Consider the following 20,391-nt stretch of genomic DNA (forward strand, 5'->3'; position numbering starts at 1 on the left):
CCTTGAAGAAATTATTTAGACAGGTTGTTTTCCCTTGATCGCAACGGTCGTTCGCAGTGCGTTGGATGCGACGAAATAGAAAGCAACGAAGATAATGCTCGTGCTGAATAGGCCAGCATACTTAACCAGCATTGAGCCGACGAAGATGGTGATTATCATACCTAAGTAGACCCCCGCATACTGGACAGATGCCATCAACGGCATGGCACTGATAGGTGTGTTCCTGACAAGATCGGCTTGCAACTTGAAAAATGCCAGTTCGAAAAAGAATATGTAGAAAAAATACGCGATGTAACTGGACTGAATATCATGGCCGAACGCTGCGAGCATCATGAACAGGCCGCTGACGACAGCCATCGGCATAGGTAGCGGTTGCACATTACACTTGCCCAAACGATAGAACAGTACTGCGCCCACCAAAGCTGCCACACTATTGACGGCCTGCAACAAACCGACATAAACCTCTCCCAAGCCCAGCACATGGGCCGGTAACAGCACCCTGGACACATTGAAGAAGCCCTGAAAAAGGCTGACGAAGACGATGAACTGATAAAGGCTGAGGCGTAGCGCGGGATACTCCTGCAAAAGCGAACCAAGGGCAGTCAATAGTCTTGGTGCGACCTGCACGGTGATCGGAGGCTTTGTTGGCGCAGGTAGTAGATAGGCCGCCAAAGCCGCGATGGAAAAAAGACTGACAGTAATGAGCAGGGCTAACCCAGGCGTCATGTTGGCTTTGAACAGTAGCAGACTGATGCCTGCCAGGCCGCCGGCAATGAATTGTGCGGTGAGTGTCAGAGGCACTGAGCTGGCGATTTGCGCACCCGGGAAATAACACTTGATGGCAACAATACGCCCTACCCGTTGCAGCGCATCCAGGGTGCCAATGACTACCGCGCCTAGCACGGCGACTTCCACATGGTGTGGCAGGATCTTGTAGGTGACCGCCGCGCAGCCCAGCGACAGCAAGTTGGCACTCCACAGCAAGGTGCGTGGCGCTAGATAGTCAGCCAGACGGTAGATTGGAGCGACAAGAATTACCGGCAGAACCATTGGTGCAAACAGCACCACTTGGGAAAGTAATAGGCTAGCAGTATGAGCATAAATATAGTAGGAGAAATAAATGTAGCTCAGCGTAGAGGCCGAAATAGCACACAAGTTAACGCCCCAAAGAAGCACTGAGTGTCTGCGAGATGCTGCAAATTCTTCCATTGCTCGCGCCTATTATATAACTTCCTGCCATGCACGAAGCATGCCCTATATGGGGAGTCGTTTTTAAGATGAGCTTAACAAAACTGAAATGTAAAAATGCTTGTTGTTGGTGTGTCACCAAGTAAGTGTGCATCATTCCAGTTTGTCATTGCCTTTGCTAATCCTCATCAACAAAGCTTCTAATCATCGGCAAAATTAATAGCTAGAAATAAACCGACTGGCTGACGGCTCAATGCTATCGCACTCGTATCGCTGTCTCGGTGAGGAATATCGATGTAGCGGCGTCAAGACTAGGTCCGGAAGGAGGGTAGGGCAACAGCTGGGCATGTATTTAGGAAATGGACTACAAAACTGTGGATAAATCTTTTGGAAATATCTCAAAAGTCTTCTCGACCCGGTCGGCGTAGTTGGATAGGGCGATGTCGAGCCGATGGCTCTGGCTTTTGCTGTTACTGTCGCCTCTAAGCGCGCGGATGATCAGGCGCTGCAGATTGCGACTTCAGGAGGCCGAGCGTAGGGCTTGCTCCCGGGAGGACCGCGCTGCAGGCCCCATCCTGGGGCACAGCGCTTGACGGGCATCCATGCCCGTCACCTCCCTGCGCAAGGCTTGCGTTCGGCCTCCTGACGTCGCGAAGATCAAGATCAGGATCAAAAGCCGGCAAGACCTGAAAACACCGCTAGGGCAGGCTACGAAAGGGCGATAGCCGCAGGACTATCAGTACAATAGCGAACGGTGGTTGTCCAAAAACCTGCGAAAGAGGACAATTATCGGCTTCCCGTCACAACCAGCGACCTTGCATGGCCTTTCTTGCACTTGGTATCAACCATAAGACTGCCTCGGTAGACGTACGCGAGCGCGTGGCGTTTACCCCAGAGCAGCTGGTAGACGCCCTGCAGCAGCTCTGCCGACTGACATCCAGCCGCGAAGCGGCGATCCTGTCGACCTGCAACCGCAGCGAGCTCTATATAGAGCAGGACCACCTGTCCGCCGACGCCGTGCTGCAATGGCTGGCCGACTATCACCGCCTCAGCCTTGACGAGCTGCGCGCCAGCGCCTACGTGCACGAAGAGCACGATGCCGTGAAGCATATGATGCGCGTGGCCTCGGGCCTGGACTCGCTGGTGCTCGGCGAGCCGCAGATTCTTGGCCAGATGAAGTCGGCCTACGCCGTGGCGCGTGAAGCAGGTACTGTCGGCCCGTTGCTCGGGCGCCTGTTCCAGGCCACCTTCAGCGCCGCCAAGCAGGTGCGTACCGACACCGCAATCGGCGAAAACCCGGTTTCGGTGGCGTTTGCCGCGGTCAGCCTGGCCAAGCAGATCTTCGCCGACCTGGGTCGCAGCCAGGCCTTGCTGATCGGTGCCGGTGAAACCATCACCCTGGTCGCCCGCCACCTGCACGAGCAGGGCGTACGTCGTATCGTCGTGGCCAACCGCACCCTGGAACGCGCCAGCACGCTGGCCGAGCAGTTCGGTGCGCATGCCGTGCTGCTGGCCGACATCCCCCAGGAGCTGGCCAACAGCGACATCGTCATCAGCTCCACCGCCAGCCAGTTGCCGATCCTGGGCAAAGGCGCGGTCGAGAGTGCGCTCAAGCAGCGCCGGCACAAGCCGATCTTCATGGTCGACATCGCCGTGCCGCGCGACATCGAACCTGAAGTCGGCGAACTGGACGATGTCTACCTGTACACTGTCGATGACCTGCACGACGTGGTGGCGGAAAACCTCAAGAGCCGCCAGGGCGCAGCCCAGGCCGCCGAAGAGCTGGTGTCGGTGGGCGCCGAAGACTTCATGCTGCGCCTGCGTGAACTGGCTGCGGTGGATGTGCTCAAGGCCTATCGCCAGCAGAGCGAGCGCTTGCGCGACGAAGAACTGCAGAAAGCCCAGCGCCTGCTGGCGAACGGCGGCAACCCCGAAGACGTGCTGGCCCAACTGGCCCGGGGCCTGACCAACAAACTCCTGCATGCGCCCAGCGTGCAGTTGAAAAAGCTCTCGGCCGAGGGCCGCCTCGATGCGCTGGCCATGGCCCAGGAACTCTTTGCCCTCAACGAGGGCTCCACGGACAAATCCCCGCAATGAAAGCGTCGCTGCTGAACAAACTGGAAATCCTCCAGGACCGCTTCGAAGAACTCACCGCCCTGCTCGGTGACGCCGAGGTCATTTCCGACCAGACACGCTTTCGCGCGTATTCCCGTGAGTACGCCGAGGTCGAGCCGGTCTACGCTGCTTATAAAGAGTGGCGCAAAGTGCAGGACGACCTCGAAGGCGCCCAGGCGCTGCTCAAGGACAGTGACCCGGACCTGCGCGAAATGGCCGTGGAAGAAGTGCGTGAAGCCAAGGAGCAACTGTTGACGCTGGAGGCGCAGCTGCAACGCATGCTGTTGCCCAAAGACCCTAACGATGGTCGCAACGTGTTCCTCGAAATCCGCGCCGGCACCGGTGGTGACGAGGCGGCGATCTTCTCTGGCGACTTGTTCCGCATGTATTCGCGCTACGCTGAAAAGCGTGGCTGGCGCCTGGAGATTCTGTCCGAGAACGAAGGCGAGCACGGCGGCTACAAGGAAATCATCGCCCGTGTCGAGGGTGAAAACGTTTACGGCAAGCTCAAGTTCGAGTCGGGCGCTCACCGCGTCCAGCGCGTGCCCGAGACCGAATCCCAGGGCCGTGTGCACACCTCCGCATGCACGGTGGCGGTGCTGCCCGAGCCGGACGAACAGGCCGCCATCGAAATCAACCCGGCCGACCTGCGCGTGGACACCTACCGCGCCTCCGGTGCCGGTGGCCAGCACGTGAACAAGACCGACTCGGCCATCCGCATCACCCACTTGCCTACCGGCATCGTGGTCGAGTGCCAGGAAGAGCGTTCGCAGCACAAGAACCGTGCCCGTGCCATGTCCTGGCTGTCGGCCAAGCTCAACGACATGCAGACCAGCGCAGCACAGAATGCCATCGCCAGCGAACGCAAGCTGCTGGTGGGCTCTGGCGACCGCTCCGAGCGCATCCGCACGTACAATTATCCACAGGGCCGAGTGACCGACCACCGCATCAACCTGACCCTGTACTCGCTGGACGACATCCTCAGTGGTGGCGTAGAGGCGGTGATCGAACCGCTACTGGCCGAATACCAGGCCGATCAACTGGCCGCCCTGGGGGACTGATGACCATCATCGCCAGCCTGCTGCGCAACGCGCAGTTGCCTGAATCGCCCACCGAACGGCTGGATGCCGAACTGCTGCTGGCAGCTGCCATTGGCAAGTCGCGCAGCTACCTGCACACCTGGCCTGAGCGTATCGTCAGCAGCGAAGATGCCGAGACTTACGCGGGTTACCTGCAGCGCCGCCGTGGCGGCGAGCCGGTCGCTTACATCCTCGGGCAGCAGGGCTTCTGGACAATCGACCTGGAAGTGGCGCCGCATACCCTGATCCCGCGGCCAGACACCGAGCTGCTGGTCGAGACGGCCCTCGAACTGCAACCCGCCTCGCCAGCCAAGGTGCTGGACCTGGGCACCGGTACGGGCGCGATTGCCCTGGCCTTGGCCAGCGATCGCCCGGCCTGGCAAGTGACTGCGGTTGACCGGGTAGAAGAAGCCGCTGCCCTGGCTGAGCGCAACCGCCAGCGCCTGGGCCTGGCTAATGCCCAGGTGCGGGTAAGCCACTGGTTCGACAGCCTGGTCGGCGAGCGTTTTGACCTGATTGTCAGTAACCCGCCCTACATCGCAGCTGCAGACCCGCACCTGGTGGCCGGTGACGTGCGCTTCGAGCCCAGCAGTGCGCTGGTCGCTGGCGTCGATGGCCTGGACGACCTGCGCGTGATCGCCGCCCAGGCCCCTGCGCACCTGTTGCCAGGGGGCTGGTTGTTGCTGGAGCATGGCTACGATCAGGCAGCAGCGGTACGCGCCTTGCTGGCGGAACACGGTTTTATCGAGGTTGCCAGCCGCACGGACCTGGGCGGCCATGAACGCATTACCCTGGGGCGCCTGCCATGCTGAGTGATGAGGAACTGTTGCGTTACAGCCGGCAGGTACTGCTGGCCCAGATCGACATCGATGGCCAGTTGCGGCTCAAGCAGAGCAAGGCGCTGATCGTCGGGCTCGGTGGCCTTGGCTCGCCGGTTGCCCTGTACCTGGCCGCCGCCGGGGTGGGTGAACTGCACCTGGCCGACTTCGACACCGTCGACCTCACCAACCTGCAACGCCAGGTCATCCACGACAGTGCCAGCGTCGGCATGAGCAAGGTTGACTCGGCCTTGCAGCGCCTGGAGGCGATCAACCCGGAAATCAGCCTGGTTGCCCACCGCCAGGCACTGGACGAGGACTCGCTCGCTGCCGCCGTGGCGGCGGTCGACCTGGTACTGGATTGCTCCGATAACTTCGGTACCCGCGAGGCGGTAAACGCCGCATGTGTCGCGGCTGGCAAGCCGCTGGTCAGCGGCGCGGCGATCCGCCTGGAAGGGCAGTTGTCGGTGTTCGACCCGCGACGTGACTACAGCCCTTGCTACCACTGCCTGTACGGGCATGGCAGCGAAGCCGAGCTGACGTGCAGCGAAGCCGGTGTGATCGGCCCACTGGTGGGGCTGGTAGGCAGCTTGCAGGCGCTGGAAGCGATGAAGCTGCTGGCCGGGTTCGGCGAGCCGCTGGTCGGCCGCCTGCTGTTGATCGATGCTCTCGGCACGCGCATCCGCGAATTGCGGGTCAAGCGCGACCCGGCCTGTGCAGTCTGCGGCAAGCGCGATGGCTGAGCGTTCGGCGCCGATCGGCGTAATGGACTCCGGGGTTGGCGGCTTGTCGGTGCTCGCCGAGATCCAGCGGCTGCTGCCCAACGAGACGCTGCTGTACGTGGGCGATTGCGGCCACATACCCTACGGCGAGAAGTCGCCAGATTATATCCGGGAGCGTCTGCGGCGCATTGCTGCGTTCTTCCATGAACAGGGCGCCAAGGCCATGGTACTGGCCTGCAATACCGCCACAGTGGCGGCGGTGGCCGACCTGCGCGAGTTGTACCCGACCTGGCCGTTGGTGGGCATGGAACCGGCGGTGAAGCCTGCTGCCGCCGCCACGCGCTCGGGCGTGGTCGGTGTGCTGGCCACTACCGGTACCCTGCAAAGCGCCAAGTTCGCCGCCTTGCTCGACCGTTTTGCCAATGACGTACAGGTCATCACCCAACCTTGCCCGGGGCTGGTCGAGTTGATCGAGGCCGGCGACCTGGCCAGCCCGGCAATGCGCCAGTTGTTGCAAGGTTATGTGCAGCCGTTGCTGGCCGCTGGCTGCGACACGCTGATCCTGGGCTGCACCCATTACCCCTTCCTGCGCCCGTTGCTGGCCGGCATGGTGCCAGCCGATGTGGCCATCATCGACACCGGCGCCGCGGTGGCGCGCCAGTTGCAGCGGCTGCTGGGCGCGAATGACCTGCTGGCCGATGGGCCGGCCCGGGATACCCGCTTCTGGACCAGTGCCGATCCGCAATCTCTCAGAAAAATCCTACCTTTGCTGTGGCATAAGTCCGGCAGTGTGCAAAGCTTTGCGTTGTGAAAAAAACGTGAAAACTAGCTGAACTATCGTTCCACTGCCGCTTTCTACCGCTTTGCCTGACATGAGGCGGACACTAATAACAGCAAAGAAGGATGTTGCTCATGAAAAAGCTGCTCGGCTTGGCGGCGACTGCTGCCTTTACCCTGGGGCAAGTACTGGCGGCGCAAGCTGCGGACGTTTCTTTTTCAGTGGGGCAGACCGGCGATTCGACCATGGTCTACCGGCTGGGGCTGCAATCGAACTGGGATGCAAGCTGGTGGCAAACCAGCGTCGGTCGCCTGACCGGCTATTGGGATGGGGCATACACCTACTGGGATGGCGACAAGACGGCAAGCAACCATAGCCTGTCGTTTGCGCCAGTGTTCGTCTATGAGTTTGCCGGGGAGTCGGTGAAGCCATACATCGAGGCGGGAATCGGTGTTGCAGCGTTCTCCAGCACCGAGCTGGAAAGCAACGAGCTGGGCTCGGCATTCCAGTTCGAAGACCGCATCGGCTTTGGCTTGCGCTTTGCCGGCGGTCATGAGATCGGCGTGCGGGCCATTCACTACTCCAACGCGGGCATCAAAGAGCCCAACGATGGAGTAGAGAGCTACAGCCTGCATTACCGTATGGCGCTGTAGGCCGCACGTTAGCCGCCTAGCTACGTGGCAGCGGCCATAGACTGCTCAGATCAAGTGTTTCCAGCACCAGCTCTGGCTCTCTCTGTGGCCACCGCCGCAGCAGTTCTTCAGCCGCACGCTGCGGCGTCCATTCCTCTGGTATGGCATGCGCCGGCGTCACGGGTGTTTTCAGCGATTGTGGGCTGACCACCGTAACGTCTATTCCTTGGCCTTTCAGCGTCTTGCGCTGTTCACGCATCCATTGCGGCATGTTGTTCCAGCCGGCGCTCACCTGGGTGGGTGCGTACAGCTGCAGCGCCGAATAACGGTTGAAAACGGCCATCACCTGCGGTGATTCACCTTTCAACAGCAAAGGCAGCGCATTGGCAAGGCTATGTTCACCCGCCACCTGGTTGCTGGTGACAATTGCCTCGAACACATCGCTGCCCGCCAGGGGGGCATCCAGGTAGTCGCTGGTGCCGGCGTTGAGGATCAGGCCATCCAGCGTGCACCAGGCATGGCATATCTGCTGGCACGCATCCGCCGCATGCCCATCGGCATGCAACTGCCAGGGCAGGCGCAAGAAGCGCCGCCCATGCTGTGCCGCCAAGGCGCTCAATTCATCGCTTTCCTTAGCACTGGCGGCAACGCGATGGCCCTGTTCGAGCAAGCGTTCCACCAAAGCCAGACCTAATCCGTTGCTGGCGCCTGTAACCCAAAAACTGCGTGAGTTAGTCAAGACGTTGTGCCCTCTAATTCTGCCGACGTGGTAGCCCCTTGAAGGCTTCCAGTGCACGCTGGCGACTGCTACTGAGATTCACCATTGGACAGTGATACAAATTATTATCAAAAAGATCCCTGAATTTCACGGGTTCATGGATAGTTTTATCGTCCAGGTCACGTAGTTCCGGCAGCCAGTGCCGAATGAACCGCCCCTGCGGGTCGAAACGTTGTGACTGCGAAATCGGGTTGAAGATACGGAAATAGGGCACTGCATCGGTGCCGGTAGACGCGCTCCACTGCCAGCCGCCGTTGTTCGCGGCCAGGTCACCGTCTATCAGGTGGCGCATGAAGTGGCGCTCGCCCTTGCGCCAGTCGATCAGCAGGTTCTTGCTGAGGAACATGGCCACCACCATGCGCAGGCGGTTATGCATCCACCCGGTGTGCAACAACTGGCGCATGGCGGCGTCGATGATCGGGAAACCCGTGCGCCCCTGTTCCCAGGCTTCCAGATCTGCCGGGGCATCGCGCCAAGGCAACGCTTCGGTTTGCGCGCGGAAGGCGCGGTGGCGCGAGACCTGTGGGTAACCGGTCAGGATGTGCTTGTAGAACTCGCGCCACAGCAGCTCGTTGATCCAGGTTTGCACGCCGGCGCTGCCGCTGTCGAGCTCGCCCCGGTTGCTGGCCAGGGCACCGTGCAGGCACTGGCGTGGCGAGATCACCCCCGCGGCCAGGTAGGCCGAAAGCTGGCTGGTGCCGGGTTTGGCTGGCAGGTCACGCAGTTGCTGGTAGTCATCAATGGTTTCATCGAGAAAGCGAGACAACCGCCCCTGCGCTTCGGCTTCACCCGCTGGCCAATGTGCTTGCAGGGCGCGCTCGGGCTTTTCAAAACCCTCTACATGCTGCGGAATCGGGTCGCTCTGGATCTGCAGGGGCGCTTGCTGTTTAACCCGGTGAGCCATGGCTGGCAGGCTGCGGTGCAGGTGCTCCAGACAGGTTTTTTTGAACTGGCTGAAAACCTGGAAGTAGTCACCGCTGCGAGTGAGGACTGTGCCCGGGCGGAAGAACAGCTGGTCGAGGTGGCTGTGTGCCTGAATGCCCGACTTTTCCAGCAGGGCTCGGGTGGCATCGTCACGGCGCTGTTCGTTGATGCCGTACTCTTCATTCCAGTGAACGCTTGCCACCTGATGCTGGCGGCATACCTCAAGCACGGCCTGTGGTGCCTGGTCCCAGGTGTCGATGTTGCGGATCAACAGGGGAATATTCAGGCCTTCCAGCGACTGGCGCACGTCGCGCAGGTTGCGCAGCCAGAAGTCGACTTTGCAGGCAGCGTCGTCGTGGGCGAGCCACTGAGCGGGGCTGACCAGCCACAGGGCGATGGTCGGGCCGAGTTCACTGGCGGCGCTGAGCGCAGTGTTGTCATCGATGCGCAGGTCACTGCGCAGCCAGGTCAAATGCATGGTGCAGGCGTCTCTTCAGGCTGGCGGTCATGGGCTTGAAGCAAGCGCAATGCCGCCTGAGGGGTGTCGAACAGGGCGAGGTCTGGCAGCTCGAGGGCACGCAGCTGCGCTTCGTGCAGTACCAACGTCGCACCACCGGCCAAGGTTTTCACGGGCAGGTTGTGCAGGGCGCGTTGCAGTGCCTTGCCATCAACGCGTGGCCCCAGGTGCAGAAGCACGGCACGCGGGGCAAGTGTGCTTACGGCACGTTGCAGGTGCGGGCCGGTGACCGGGTGCTCCAGCACTTCTACCGGGAAACCGTTGCTGGTGAACAACCAGGCGCATAGCCATAAACCGGGGCTGAAAGCACGTTCACCGTCTTCCACCAGCAATACTGCCGGGCCCTGCAGCAACTGGTTGTCGTGGTACACGCGGGCGCCGAGCTTGCTGCGTAACCAGCTGTGGAAAAACACCTGCTCCAGTTGCGCGTTGAAGTAATTGCGCCAGCGCAGGTCGAGCAGGTCGAGCAGTGGCAGCAGCAATTGTTCGCACAGGGTAACGGCGGGGTACAGCGCCATTGCCTGGTTGAGCTGGTGGTCAAGGGCACGCTGTGACAGGTTGGCGATAGCCTCGATCAGCTGGAGCTGCCGGGCCTGCCAGTCGCCTTTGGGTGCAGTGCTGGAGGGTTTGTCGAGCAGCTCGCGCACTTGCCCGACCGAAGCCCCCCGCTGCAGCCAGGCAAGGATGGCTTCGACCCGTTCGACCTGTTCCAGGGGGTACAGGCGGTGCCCTTTTGCGGTGCGCTGTGGCTTGAGCAGGCCATATCGGCGTTCCCAGGCGCGCAGGGTGACCGGGTTGACGCCGGTGCGACGGGCCAGCTCACCGATGGGCAACAAGGTTTCAGACGGCATTGCGCAAGCCCAGGTTTTCGGGGTGCGGCTGCAGGTACGCTTGCTGCTGCAGGTAGGGGTCAGGGTGATTGCGTAAATGGTGCTTGAGCAGGGTCAGTGGCACCACCAGCGGTACCACGCCTTTTTGATACTGGCCGATGACCGTCTGCAGTTCGGCTTTGTCCTGTTGCGTCAGGCTGTCCTTGAAATAGCCGCAGAGATGCTGCAGCACGTTGCTGTGGGTTCCGCGGCTGGCGCAGCGACGCAGGGCCTGCATCAGTTGGCTGAAGTAGCGCGGGCCGATGCTTTGCGGGTCGTCATCGCGGCTCATGCTACCCAGCAGGCGCCCGAGGGTGCGGTAGGCCTGGGGGTTGTTGGCCATCACCAGGTATTTGTAACGCGAATGGAAGCGCACCAGCGCGCCACGGCTAAGGCCTTCGGCCAGCAGGCGCTGCCAGTCGGCGTAGGCATACACGCGGCTGATGAAGTTCTCTCGCAGCACGGCGTCGTGCAGGCGGCCTTCTTCTTCCACGGGGAGATCCGGGCGTTTCACACAGAACGCCTGGGCGTAGACGCCGCGTCCTCCCTGGAAGGCCGGGTGGCCGTTGTCCTGATAGACCTTGACCCGTTCCAGCCCGCAAGACGGTGATTTCTGCATGAAGATGTAGCCGCAGATGTCGTCGAGCTCGTCGGCCATTTGTTCGCCATACGTGCGCAGCGGGCCGGTCAGGTCCATGCCGGGGTTGCGGGTGCCGACTACTTCGGGATGTTCGGGGTTGCCTACCAGGCGGATAGGGTCACGCGGAACGCCAAGGCCGATTGCCACTTCCGGGCACACCGGCTGCCAGTCGAAATGTTGTTCCAGCTGCGTCAGGCACAGGTCGGAGGCCTTGTGGCCGCCGTTATAGCGCACGCTTTGACCCGTCAGGCAGGCGCTGATGGCGATACGCGGCTTGCTGTGGGTGGAAGGGTCGTGCATGGCTGCCTCCGGTAAACCTGTACATGACAAAAAACTTGTACAGGTTTATTCCAGCACAGCACTGAAGTTATGCAAACCATTATTTTTGTATAGCGCTGCATCATTCCAGGTGTTCGAGCAGTCGCCGTGCCGCTTCCTGGCCGCTGAGCCAGGCGCCCTCGACGCGCCCGGAAAGGCACCAGTCGCCGCACGCGTACAAGCCCTGGTCGGCATCGGCCAGCGCGCCCCATTCGTGGTTGCTGCTGGGGCGTGCATAGAGCCAGCGGTGGGCCAGGGCGAAGGTAGGTGCCGGCACCACGCAGCCGACCAGCTCGGCGAACTCCCCCCACAGCTGTTCGATCACTTCTTCCTTGGGCAGGTCGATGTGTTGCCGGCTCCAGTCAGAGGTGGCGTGCAGCACCCAGGTGTCGAGTTGTTCGTCACGGCCGGGTTTGCTGCGGTTGCGGGCCAGCCAGTCAAGCGGGTTGTCTTGCACGAAACAGCCTTGCATCGGCGTATCCAGCGGCGCCTGGAAGGCGAGGGCGACGGCCCAGGTGGGCTCCATCTGCACGCCAGCGGCCACGGCAGCCAGTTTTGGGGTGGCAGCCAGCAGCGGCGTAGCCTGTGGTGCCGGTACCGCGATCACCACGCGGCTGTAGGGGCCATGGCTGCAGCCTTCGGTGTCCTGCAGGTGCCAGTACTGTTTGCCGCGGAACACCTCGGCGATGCGGCAGCCGAAGTTCACCGTCACATCCTTGAGCAAGCCACGGGTGATGGCACTCATGCGGGGCACGCCCACCCAGCGCGTCTGCTCGTCGGGAGAGGGGGTGAGTTCGCCGTCACGGTAGTTGTACAGCTGCGGCTTCCACTGCTCGGCCCAGCCAGCGGCGACCCACTGTTGTACCTGCTCGACGAAACGCCGGTCACGGGCAGTGAAATACTGCGCGCCGAGGTCGAGCGCGCCAGCTTCGCTGCGCTTGCTGGCCATGCGACCGCCACTGCCATGGCCTTTGTCGAACAAATGCACGGATTGCCCCGCCTTCTGCAAGGCCTGGGCAGCTGACAAGCCGGCGATACCGGCCCCGATGATGGCGATAGGTACTGTCATGATGGCCTCTTCAAACCTTGCTGTAAGCAGACTACGCTGTCAGGCAAACCTGTACAATCCAGAATTTCTGTATAAGGTTATTCCGCTTTGGCGGGCAGGTTGGCCTATGTTTATCCGAGAGCGTCGGGTCAAAAAAGTGCCTTGATGTTAAAAATAGACCACCGCCGCATTCTGCGAGGACACAGCCATGCATATATTGCTGACAGGCGGCACCGGGTTGATAGGCAGGCACCTCTGCCAGCACTGGCTTGGCCAAGGCCATCGCCTGACGGTGTGGAGCCGGCGACCTGAGCAAGTGCCGAAAATGTGTGGCAGTGGTGTGCGTGGCATTGCCCGCCTGGAGCAACTGGACGCGGACGATCACCTGGATGCGGTGGTCAACCTGGCCGGCGCGCCGATTGCCGACCGGCCTTGGACGGCAGCCCGGCGTAACCTGCTGTGGGCCAGCCGCGTTACCCTGACCGAGCAGTTGCTGAGCTGGCTGGGTACCCGCGAGCAGCGACCAGACGTGCTGATCTCCGGCTCTGCGGTCGGTTGGTACGGTGATGGTGGTGAGCGCGAGCTGACCGAGGCATCACCGCCGGTGCGTGAAGATTTCGCCAGCCAGTTATGCATTGCCTGGGAGGAAACGGCCCTGCGTTCCCAGGCACAGGGCATCCGCGTGGTGCTGGTGCGAACCGGGCTGGTGCTGGCCAGCGATGGCGGCTTTTTGTCGCGGCTGCGCGTGCCCTTCAAGCTGGGGCTGGGCGGGCCTTTGGGTGATGGTCGGCAGTGGATGCCGTGGGTCCATATAGACGACCAGGTCGCCCTGATTGATTTTCTCTTGCAGCACAAGGATGCCAGCGGTCCTTATAATGCCTGCGCCCCGGAGCCGGTGCGCAACCGCGAGTTCGCCAGGCGTCTGGGGCGCACCTTGCATCGGCCGGCGTTGCTGCCGGTGCCGGCACTGCTGCTCAAGGCTGGCCTGGGCGAGCTGTCGACCTTGCTGCTGGGTGGCCAGCGGGCACGCCCGGTACGCTTGTTGGCGGCTGGCTTCACCTTCCGCTTCAACGATCTGCAATCGGCCCTGGACAACTTGTCCAGCCGCCTCTGACATAGGACGCTGCATGACCGATCACGCCCTGCTGCTGGTCAACCTGGGTTCCCCGGCCTCCACCTCGGTGGCCGATGTACGCCGTTACCTCAACCAGTTCCTCATGGACCCGTACGTGATCGACCTGCCCTGGCCGGTGCGGCGGCTACTGGTGTCGCTGATCCTGGTCAAGCGCCCGGAGCAGTCGGCGCATGCCTATGGCTCGATCTGGTGGGAGGAGGGCTCGCCGCTGGTGGTGCTGACCCGTCGTCTGCAGGCCGCCATGCTCGAACACTGGCCCCACGGCCCGGTGGAAATTGCCATGCGCTATGGCCAGCCGGCCCTGCCTGACGTGCTGGAGCGCCTGGCGGCCCAGGGTGTACGCAAGGTGACCTTGGCACCGCTTTATCCACAGTTCGCCGACAGCACGGTGACCACTGTGGTCGAGCTGGCCAGGCAGACGGTCAACGAGCGTCAGTTACCGTTGCAGATGCGCGTGCTGCAACCGTTCTACGAGCATCCGGACTACATCGAGGCGCTGGCCGCCAGCGCGCGTCCGTACCTGGAGCAGGATTACGACCACCTGTTGCTGAGCTTCCACGGCTTGCCGGAGCGGCACCTGAAGAAGCTGGACCCGACCGGCAAACACGACTTCCAGGCTGCGGACTGCTGCAAGGATGCCAGCGCCGAGATGCGTGCGGTGTGCTACCGCGGGCAGTGCCTGGCCACGGCCAAGGCCTTTGCGCAGAAGATGGGCATTCCGGATGGCAAGTGGTCGGTGTCGTTCCAGTCGCGGCTGGGGCGGGCCAAGTGGATCGAGCCCTACACCGAAGCGCGGCTGGATGAGCTGGGCAAGGCAGGGGTGAAGAAGCTGTTGGTGATGTGCCCGGCGTTCGTGGCTGACTGCATCGAGACACTGGAAGAGATCGGCATGCGTGGCAGCGAGCAGTTTGTCGAGGCCGGCGGGCGGGAGCTGGTGCTGGTGCCGTGCCTGAATGATCACCCGGAGTGGGTGAGGGTGTTGGCGGATATGTGTGAAAAGGCCTGAGTAGCTGAGGGGCCGCTTTGCGGCCCTATCGCGACACAAGGCCGCTCCTACAAGGAAATCGCGGTCCCCTGTAGGAGCGGCCTTGTGTCGCGAAAGGGCTGCGAAGCAGCCCCAAGATCTCAGGACTGCTGATCATCCAGCTTCTTGTGCTTCCAGCCATCATTGCCCGGCAAGATCAGGTTCAGGGCAATCGCCACGATGGCGCACAGGGCGATGCCTTTCAGGCCCCAGTCATCCGGGCCGTCACCGCTGCCGATCAGCACGCCGCCAATTCCGAACACCAGGGTGACCGACACGATCACCAGGTTGCGCGCTTCGGCCAGGTCGATCTTGTGGCGGATCATGGTGTTCATGCCCACCGCCGCGATCGAGCCGAACAGCAGGCACAGAATGCCGCCCATCACCGGCACCGGGATGCTTTGCAGCAGCGCGCCGAACTTGCCGATGAACGCCAAGGTGATGGCGAAGACCGCCGCCCAGGTCATGATCTTCGGGTTGTAGTTCTTGGTCAGCATCACCGCGCCGGTCACTTCGGCATAAGTGGTGTTGGGCGGGCCGCCAAACAGACCGGCTGCCGTGGTAGCCAGGCCGTCACCTAGCAGGGTGCGGTGCAGGCCAGGCTTTTTCAGGTAGTCACGGCCGGTCACGCTGCCCACTGCGATCACCCCGCCAATGTGCTCGATCGCCGGAGCCAGGGCTACCGGAACGATGAACAGGATGGCCTGCCAGTTGAACGCCGGTGCGGTGAAGTTGGGAATCTCCAGCCACGGTGCAGCAGCGATCTTGGCGGTATCGACCACGCCAAAGGCGAACGACAGGGCAAAGCCCACCAGCACGCCGGAGATGATTGGTACCAGGCGGAAAATGCCTTTGCCGAACACGGCGACGATCAGTGTTGTCAGCAGGGCTGGCATGGAGATCATCATGGCGGTCTTGTACGGCATCAGTGCTGCGCCGTCCCCGCCTTTGCCCATTGCCATGTTGGCAGCAATCGGTGCCATGGCCAGGCCGATGGAGATGATCACCGGGCCGATCACCACCGGCGGCAGCATGCGGTCGATGAACCCGGTGCCTTTGATTTTCACCATAAGGCCCATGAAGGTGTACACGAAGCCTGCGGCCATCACGCCGCCCATGGTCTCGGCCAGGCCGAACTGGCCTTTGGCGAGGATGATCGGGGTGATGAAGGCAAAGCTGGAGGCCAGGAACACCGGTACCTGGCGGCCGGTGACCAGCTGGAACAGCAGGGTGCCGATGCCGGCGGTGAACAGCGCGACGTTCGGGTCGAGGCCGGTGATCAATGGCATCAGCACCAGCGCGCCGAATGCCACGAAGAGCATCTGCGCGCCCGAAACGACCTGGCGCCAGAGCGGGTCGTTGAAGCCGTCCTGCATGGTCAGGCGTCCTTTTGCTTGGTGCCGAAGATCTTGTCACCGGCATCGCCCAGGCCCGGCACGATGTAGCCGTGTTCGTTCAGACGCTGGTCGATGGAGGCGGTGTAGATCTGCACATCCGGGTGGGCTTTTTCCACCACTTCGATGCCTTCTGGCGCGGCAACCAGCACCATGGCGCGAATCTCTTTGCAGCCGGCCTTTTTCAGCAGGTCGATGGTGGCGACCATCGAGCCGCCGGTGGCCAGCATCGGGTCGATGATCAGGGCCAGGCGCTGGTTGATATCCGGCGCGAGTTTTTCCAGGTAGGTGTGGGCTTCCAGGGTTTCTTCGTTGCGGGCAACCCCGACGGCGCTCACCTTGGCGCCCGGGATCAGGCTGAGCACGCCGTCGAGCATGCCGATGCCGGCGCGCAGGATAGGCACCACGGTGATTTTCTTGCCGGCGATTTTTTCAACTTGAACCTTGCCACACCAGCCGTCGATCTCGTAGGTTTCGAGTGGCAGGTCCTGGGTGGCTTCGTAGGTCAGGAGCGCGCCGACTTCCTGGGCGAGTTCGCGAAAATTCTTGGTGCTGATATCGGCACGGCGCATCAGGCCGAGCTTGTGGCGGATCAGCGGATGGCGGATCTCACGAGTGGGCATAGGGGGGCTCCGAAAGGCGGGCAAAAAAACCGCGCTAGATTAATCTATTCAGCCTGTGCTGTCGTCTGGTCATTCTGGACGTTAGTCCATAAATGCTTGATCTGTGACGAGCGGATGCGTACCTTTGCCCGCTTTTCCAAAATGCACCCCCCGGAGAGCGCCATGTCCGCCGATCTCGAGCATATCCGTCAAGTCATGCGTGAAGCTGACTGCCTGTACAACGAAGCCGAAGTCGAAGCGGCCATCGCCAACGTCGGCGAGCAGATCTGTAAAGACCTGCACGACAAGAACCCGGTGGTGTTCTGCGTGATGAACGGCGGCCTGATCTTCGCCGGCAAACTGCTCACTCACCTGCAGTTCCCGCTGGAAGCGTCGTACCTGCACGCTACCCGCTACCGCAACCAGACCAGCGGCGGTGAGTTGTTCTGGAAGGCCAAACCGGAAGTGTCGTTCATCGACCGTGACGTGCTGATCGTCGATGACATCCTCGACGAAGGCCACACCCTCAGCGCCATCATCGAGTTCTGCAAGCATGCCGGCGCGCGCTCGGTGCACACTGCAGTACTGATCGACAAGGACCACGACCGCAAGGCCAGCCCGGACCTCAAGGCCAACTACGTGGGCCTGCCGTGCGTCGACCGCTACATCTTCGGCTACGGCATGGACTACAAAGGCTACTGGCGCAACGCCAACGGCATCTTCGCCGTCAAGGGGCTGTGACCATGCGCCAGCCTGCGTTCATCGACCAATCGCTGTTCGCCGGGCTGGCCGAAAAGGCTGCCGCCAACCCGCGCGGGCGGCAGCATCACAACTTCCATGAGATGGAAGAGCCTTGCCACCGCATGGCGGTGGGGCTGCAGCCGAATACCTACATTCCGCCGCACCGCCACCTGAGCGACGACAAGGCTGAAGCCCTGATCGTGCTCAAGGGCCGCCTCGGCCTGCTGATCTTCGATGAGCAGGGCGTGGTAACCGCCAAGCGGGTGCTGCAGGCGGGCGGCGACTGCCAGGGAGTGGACCTGCCACCCGGCACCTACCATGGGTTGGTGGTGCTGGAGCCAGACAGCATGCTGTTCGAATGCAAGGCCGGCCCTTATCGGCCAGTGGGCGAGGGCGAGCATGCGCACTGGGCGCCGCGTGAAGGCGAAGAGGGTGTCGCCGCGTATCAGGCCTGGATGCGCGCGCAGTTCGATTGATAGTGCCTGCACACGGCATGCTAGAGTGCTCTTTCATACAAGGAGCCTCACATGCGTGCGATTCTTCCCCTCCTGCTGGCAGTCAGCCTGCCACTCGCCGCCGCACCGCTGCACAGTCAGTTCCTGCCACCTGACGACCTGTCTTTACGCCAGGAGGCGCCGACCGGCCAGCAATTGCTGCAAGTGACCGACTACTCCGTGGTGGTGGGGGCCCAGCGCCAGTCCGATCAGCAGCCGATCCCGATCACGTCGTCGTTGCAGGTGCGCCTGAAAGGCAAGCCGCTGAGCAAGGGCGCGACCATTGCCCAGGTGCTGCTGACGTTCGACGGTGAGGCGGCCAAGAGCCTGAAGAAACCCGTGTATGACGAAAAAACCCGCACCCTGAGCCTGAATTACCCGGTCAGCGACTATCGGGTGATCATGGACCTGCTGCGCAACGAAACGCTCTACGTGCAGTTTCTGACCTATGGCAACGGCCATATCTGGGCCGACCTGCACACCGGTACCGTACGTACGCGTTGAGGCACGCGGCCTGCGGGGGGTACACTGCCGGCCTTCGAAATTCCGTGATGGTCCAGTTGGAGTCGGCAATGCGTAAAGACAAGAAACAGGTAATCGGTGACGAAATCAGCGACGACTACATCAAGTCGTTCCTTCAGTTCGAGCCGGCCGATGGCGTGACCTCGCCGTCGCTGCACAAGCTGGTCAAGGCCTACCGTGGCCTGCGCATCGATGACTTCGAGCGCTTTGTCGGCTTCTTCGTCGAAGCGGGCCTGGACCTGGATGGCAAGGACGAGCATGGCAAGACCTTCGTCGAGCAGATTGCCGACCAGCGCAATGCGCCGGAGTACATCGAGATCATCGATAACGCCCGCGGTTGATAACGGCCCAGGCACAAAAAAACGCCCCGAGGGGCGTTTTTTCGTTTCAGGCCGGCTTAAGCGTAATGCTTGGCTGCCGGGCTGCTTTCCACCAGGTCCAGCGCCACGTCGTTGTCGGCACTGATCTTGTGGTACAGCGCGGCATCGGTCGCCAGCGTCTTCTCGCGCGCCGGGAAGATTTCCTTGAGCTTGGCAGCCCAGGCACCTTTGGCCTGCTCGGGGAAGCAGCGCTCGATCAGTTCCAGCATGATCGACACGGTCACCGAAGCACCTGGCGATGCGCCGAGCAGTGCGGCCAGGCTGCCGTCCTGGGCCGAGACCAGCTCGGTACCAAACTGCAGCACGCCGCCTTTTTTCGGGTCTTTCTTGATGATCTGCACGCGCTGACCAGCCACTTCCAGGCGCCAGTCTTCGGCCTTGGCCTGCGGGTAGAAGCGACGCAGGGCTTCCAGGCGCTGCTCCATCGACTGCATCACTTCGCTGACCAGGTACTTGGTCAGGTCCATGTTGTCGCGGGCCACGGCCAGCATCGGGCCGATGTTGCCCATGCGCACCGACAGCGGCAGGTCCATCAGCGAACCGTGCTTGAGGAACTTGGTGGTGAAGCCAGCGTACGGGCCGAACAGCAGCGAAGTCTTGCCGTCCACAACGCGGGTGTCCAGGTGCGGCACCGACATCGGCGGGGCGCCTACGGCGGCCTGGCTGTAGACCTTGGCCTGGTGCTGCTTGACGATTTCCGGGTTGTCGCAACGCAGCCACTGGCCGCTGACCGGGAAGCCGCCGAAGCCTTTGCTTTCCGGGATGCCCGACAGCTGCAGCAGCGGCAGGGCCGCGCCACCGGCGCCGAGGAAGACGAAGCGGGCGTCGACTTCACGGCTGCCGCCGCTGTTGACGTCCTTGATGCTCACGGTCCAGCCGCTGCCGTTACGGCGCAGGCCGACGACCTTCTTGCTGTACTTGACCTGCGCGTCCTGCGAGTCGCCCAGCAGCTTGAGCAGCTTGTTGGTCAGGGCGCCGAAGTTGACGTCGGTGCCTTTGGCCACGCGGGTAGCGGCGATGTGCTGGTCGGCCGGGCGGCCAGGCATCATCAGCGGCATCCAGTCGTTCATCACGGCCTTGTCTTCGGTGTATTCCATGTCGGCGAAGGCATGGTGCTGCTTGAGCAGCTCGAAGCGCTTCTTGAGGAAGGAAACACCCTTGTCACCTTCGACGTAGCTCAGGTGCGGGACAGGGTTGATGAACGCACGTGCCGAGCCGAAGTTGCCCTTCTTGCTCAGGTAAGCCCAGAACTGGCGCGAAACCTCGAACTGGGTGTTGATGTGCACGGCCTTCTTGATGTCGATGCTGCCATCGGCGGCCTGGGGCGTGTAGTTAAGCTCGCACAGACCGGCGTGGCCGGTGCCTGCGTTGTTCCAGGGGTTGGAGCTTTCCGCGGCTCCGGAGTCCATCGCCTCGACGACCTCAAGCTTCAGGGTCGGGTCGAGCTCCTTGAGCAGTACGGCCAGGGTGGCACTCATGATGCCCGCGCCTACCAGTACCACATCAACCGATTCGTTCTGCGCCATTTAACGCGTCTCCACAATCTACAGCTACCTAATTGACAGCATAGGACCTGGGTTCGCCAGGGTCGCCATGTCCGACTTTTCGCAGTTCTTGCAACTTCCGCGGACACCGCCAATCAGTCTTCGGGTTCGGGTATTGAACGCCGTTTG

General features: G+C 61.9%; 21 protein-coding genes. 12 read left to right on the top strand and 9 right to left on the bottom strand.

The genetic code is table 11. The features are described from left to right. Nucleotides 1-15: 15 nt before the first annotated feature. Nucleotides 16-1,209, bottom strand: coding sequence for an MFS transporter (locus QQ992_RS04085; protein ID WP_286112295.1), 1,194 nt, complete (start codon nt 1,207-1,209; stop codon nt 16-18). Nucleotides 1,210-2,007: 798 nt separating this feature from the next. Between QQ992_RS04085 and hemA the strand changes: the two genes are divergently transcribed. The 6 genes from hemA to QQ992_RS04115 all read left to right on the top strand — a co-directional run bounded on the left by hemA (nt 2,008) and on the right by QQ992_RS04115 (nt 7,353). Continuing rightward, nucleotides 2,008-3,285, top strand: a complete 1,278-nt coding sequence (hemA, locus tag QQ992_RS04090) for a glutamyl-tRNA reductase (protein ID WP_105945622.1) — start codon at nt 2,008-2,010, stop codon at nt 3,283-3,285. Beyond that, nucleotides 3,282-4,364 (top strand): peptide chain release factor 1, encoded by a 1,083-nt coding sequence (prfA, locus tag QQ992_RS04095; RefSeq protein WP_016713307.1) that lies wholly within the window; start codon nt 3,282-3,284, stop codon nt 4,362-4,364. Before hemA ends, prfA begins: the two co-directional genes overlap by 4 nt. Continuing rightward, the gene (gene prmC, locus QQ992_RS04100; protein WP_019099809.1) at nt 4,364-5,194 is read left to right on the top strand and encodes a peptide chain release factor N(5)-glutamine methyltransferase; all 831 of its coding nucleotides are present in this window, start codon (nt 4,364-4,366) and stop codon (nt 5,192-5,194) included. Before prfA ends, prmC begins: the two co-directional genes overlap by 1 nt. Further along, nucleotides 5,188-5,943, top strand: coding sequence for a molybdopterin-synthase adenylyltransferase MoeB (locus QQ992_RS04105; protein WP_016713305.1), 756 nt, complete (start codon nt 5,188-5,190; stop codon nt 5,941-5,943). The genes prmC and QQ992_RS04105 overlap by 7 nt, the downstream gene beginning before the upstream one ends. Beyond that, a complete protein-coding gene (murI, locus tag QQ992_RS04110; RefSeq protein ID WP_105945624.1) occupies nt 5,936-6,733 on the top strand; it encodes a glutamate racemase in 798 nt (265 codons plus the stop codon). Before QQ992_RS04105 ends, murI begins: the two co-directional genes overlap by 8 nt. A gap of 101 nt (nt 6,734-6,834) precedes the next feature. Further along, nucleotides 6,835-7,353 carry an acyloxyacyl hydrolase gene (locus QQ992_RS04115; RefSeq protein WP_286112297.1) on the top strand — a complete coding sequence of 173 codons (519 nt, stop codon included), beginning with the start codon at nt 6,835-6,837 and terminating at the stop codon, nt 7,351-7,353. A gap of 16 nt (nt 7,354-7,369) precedes the next feature. On the opposite strand, the gene QQ992_RS04120 is transcribed toward QQ992_RS04115, so the two are convergent. The 5 genes from QQ992_RS04120 to QQ992_RS04140 form a co-directional block, all read right to left on the bottom strand. Next, nucleotides 7,370-8,071 (bottom strand): SDR family oxidoreductase, encoded by a 702-nt coding sequence (locus QQ992_RS04120; RefSeq protein WP_286112298.1) that lies wholly within the window; start codon nt 8,069-8,071, stop codon nt 7,370-7,372. A gap of 13 nt (nt 8,072-8,084) precedes the next feature. Continuing rightward, entirely contained in the window at nt 8,085-9,512 is a 1,428-nt protein-coding gene (phrB, locus tag QQ992_RS04125; protein ID WP_286112300.1) for a deoxyribodipyrimidine photo-lyase, read from the bottom strand. Further along, on the bottom strand, nt 9,503-10,402 hold the full coding sequence (locus tag QQ992_RS04130; protein ID WP_286112301.1) for a MerR family transcriptional regulator: 900 nt from the start codon (nt 10,400-10,402) through the stop codon (nt 9,503-9,505). Before QQ992_RS04130 ends, phrB begins: the two co-directional genes overlap by 10 nt. After that, the gene (locus QQ992_RS04135) at nt 10,392-11,360 is read right to left on the bottom strand and encodes a YbgA family protein (protein WP_119368833.1); all 969 of its coding nucleotides are present in this window, start codon (nt 11,358-11,360) and stop codon (nt 10,392-10,394) included. Before QQ992_RS04135 ends, QQ992_RS04130 begins: the two co-directional genes overlap by 11 nt. Before the next feature lie 100 nt (nt 11,361-11,460). Continuing rightward, a complete protein-coding gene (locus tag QQ992_RS04140; protein ID WP_060500133.1) occupies nt 11,461-12,447 on the bottom strand; it encodes an NAD(P)/FAD-dependent oxidoreductase in 987 nt (328 codons plus the stop codon). A gap of 187 nt (nt 12,448-12,634) precedes the next feature. Between QQ992_RS04140 and QQ992_RS04145 the strand changes: the two genes are divergently transcribed. After that, nucleotides 12,635-13,540, top strand: a complete 906-nt coding sequence (locus QQ992_RS04145) for a TIGR01777 family oxidoreductase (RefSeq protein ID WP_286112302.1) — start codon at nt 12,635-12,637, stop codon at nt 13,538-13,540. 13 nt (nt 13,541-13,553) lie between these two features. After that, nucleotides 13,554-14,567, top strand: a complete 1,014-nt coding sequence (gene hemH, locus QQ992_RS04150) for a ferrochelatase (RefSeq protein ID WP_286112304.1) — start codon at nt 13,554-13,556, stop codon at nt 14,565-14,567. Nucleotides 14,568-14,686: 119 nt separating this feature from the next. On the opposite strand, the gene QQ992_RS04155 is transcribed toward hemH, so the two are convergent. Next, entirely contained in the window at nt 14,687-15,961 is a 1,275-nt protein-coding gene (locus QQ992_RS04155; RefSeq protein WP_286112305.1) for a uracil-xanthine permease family protein, read from the bottom strand. A gap of 2 nt (nt 15,962-15,963) precedes the next feature. Beyond that, complete coding sequence (gene upp, locus QQ992_RS04160; RefSeq protein WP_011532223.1) at nt 15,964-16,602, bottom strand: uracil phosphoribosyltransferase; 639 nt, start codon at nt 16,600-16,602, stop codon at nt 15,964-15,966. Between the two features lie 162 nt (nt 16,603-16,764). Here upp and QQ992_RS04165 point away from each other — a divergent pair, with 162 nt between their 5' ends. The 4 genes from QQ992_RS04165 to QQ992_RS04180 all read left to right on the top strand — a co-directional run bounded on the left by QQ992_RS04165 (nt 16,765) and on the right by QQ992_RS04180 (nt 18,679). Further along, the gene (locus tag QQ992_RS04165; protein ID WP_019099801.1) at nt 16,765-17,322 is read left to right on the top strand and encodes a hypoxanthine-guanine phosphoribosyltransferase; all 558 of its coding nucleotides are present in this window, start codon (nt 16,765-16,767) and stop codon (nt 17,320-17,322) included. A 2-nt stretch (nt 17,323-17,324) separates the two neighbouring features. Next, a complete protein-coding gene (locus tag QQ992_RS04170; protein ID WP_286112307.1) occupies nt 17,325-17,798 on the top strand; it encodes a WbuC family cupin fold metalloprotein in 474 nt (157 codons plus the stop codon). Between the two features lie 51 nt (nt 17,799-17,849). After that, the gene (locus QQ992_RS04175) at nt 17,850-18,320 is read left to right on the top strand and encodes a hypothetical protein (protein WP_105945638.1); all 471 of its coding nucleotides are present in this window, start codon (nt 17,850-17,852) and stop codon (nt 18,318-18,320) included. Between the two features lie 68 nt (nt 18,321-18,388). After that, on the top strand, nt 18,389-18,679 hold the full coding sequence (locus QQ992_RS04180; protein ID WP_286112308.1) for a PA4642 family protein: 291 nt from the start codon (nt 18,389-18,391) through the stop codon (nt 18,677-18,679). A 56-nt stretch (nt 18,680-18,735) separates the two neighbouring features. Here the strand turns inward: QQ992_RS04180 and mqo are convergent, their stop codons facing one another. Continuing rightward, the gene (gene mqo / locus QQ992_RS04185; RefSeq protein WP_105945639.1) at nt 18,736-20,244 is read right to left on the bottom strand and encodes a malate dehydrogenase (quinone); all 1,509 of its coding nucleotides are present in this window, start codon (nt 20,242-20,244) and stop codon (nt 18,736-18,738) included. Nucleotides 20,245-20,391 lie beyond the last annotated feature (147 nt).

It is taken from the genome of Pseudomonas kurunegalensis (genome assembly GCF_030291635.1).
Lineage (GTDB): Bacteria > Pseudomonadota > Gammaproteobacteria > Pseudomonadales > Pseudomonadaceae > Aquipseudomonas > Aquipseudomonas monteilii.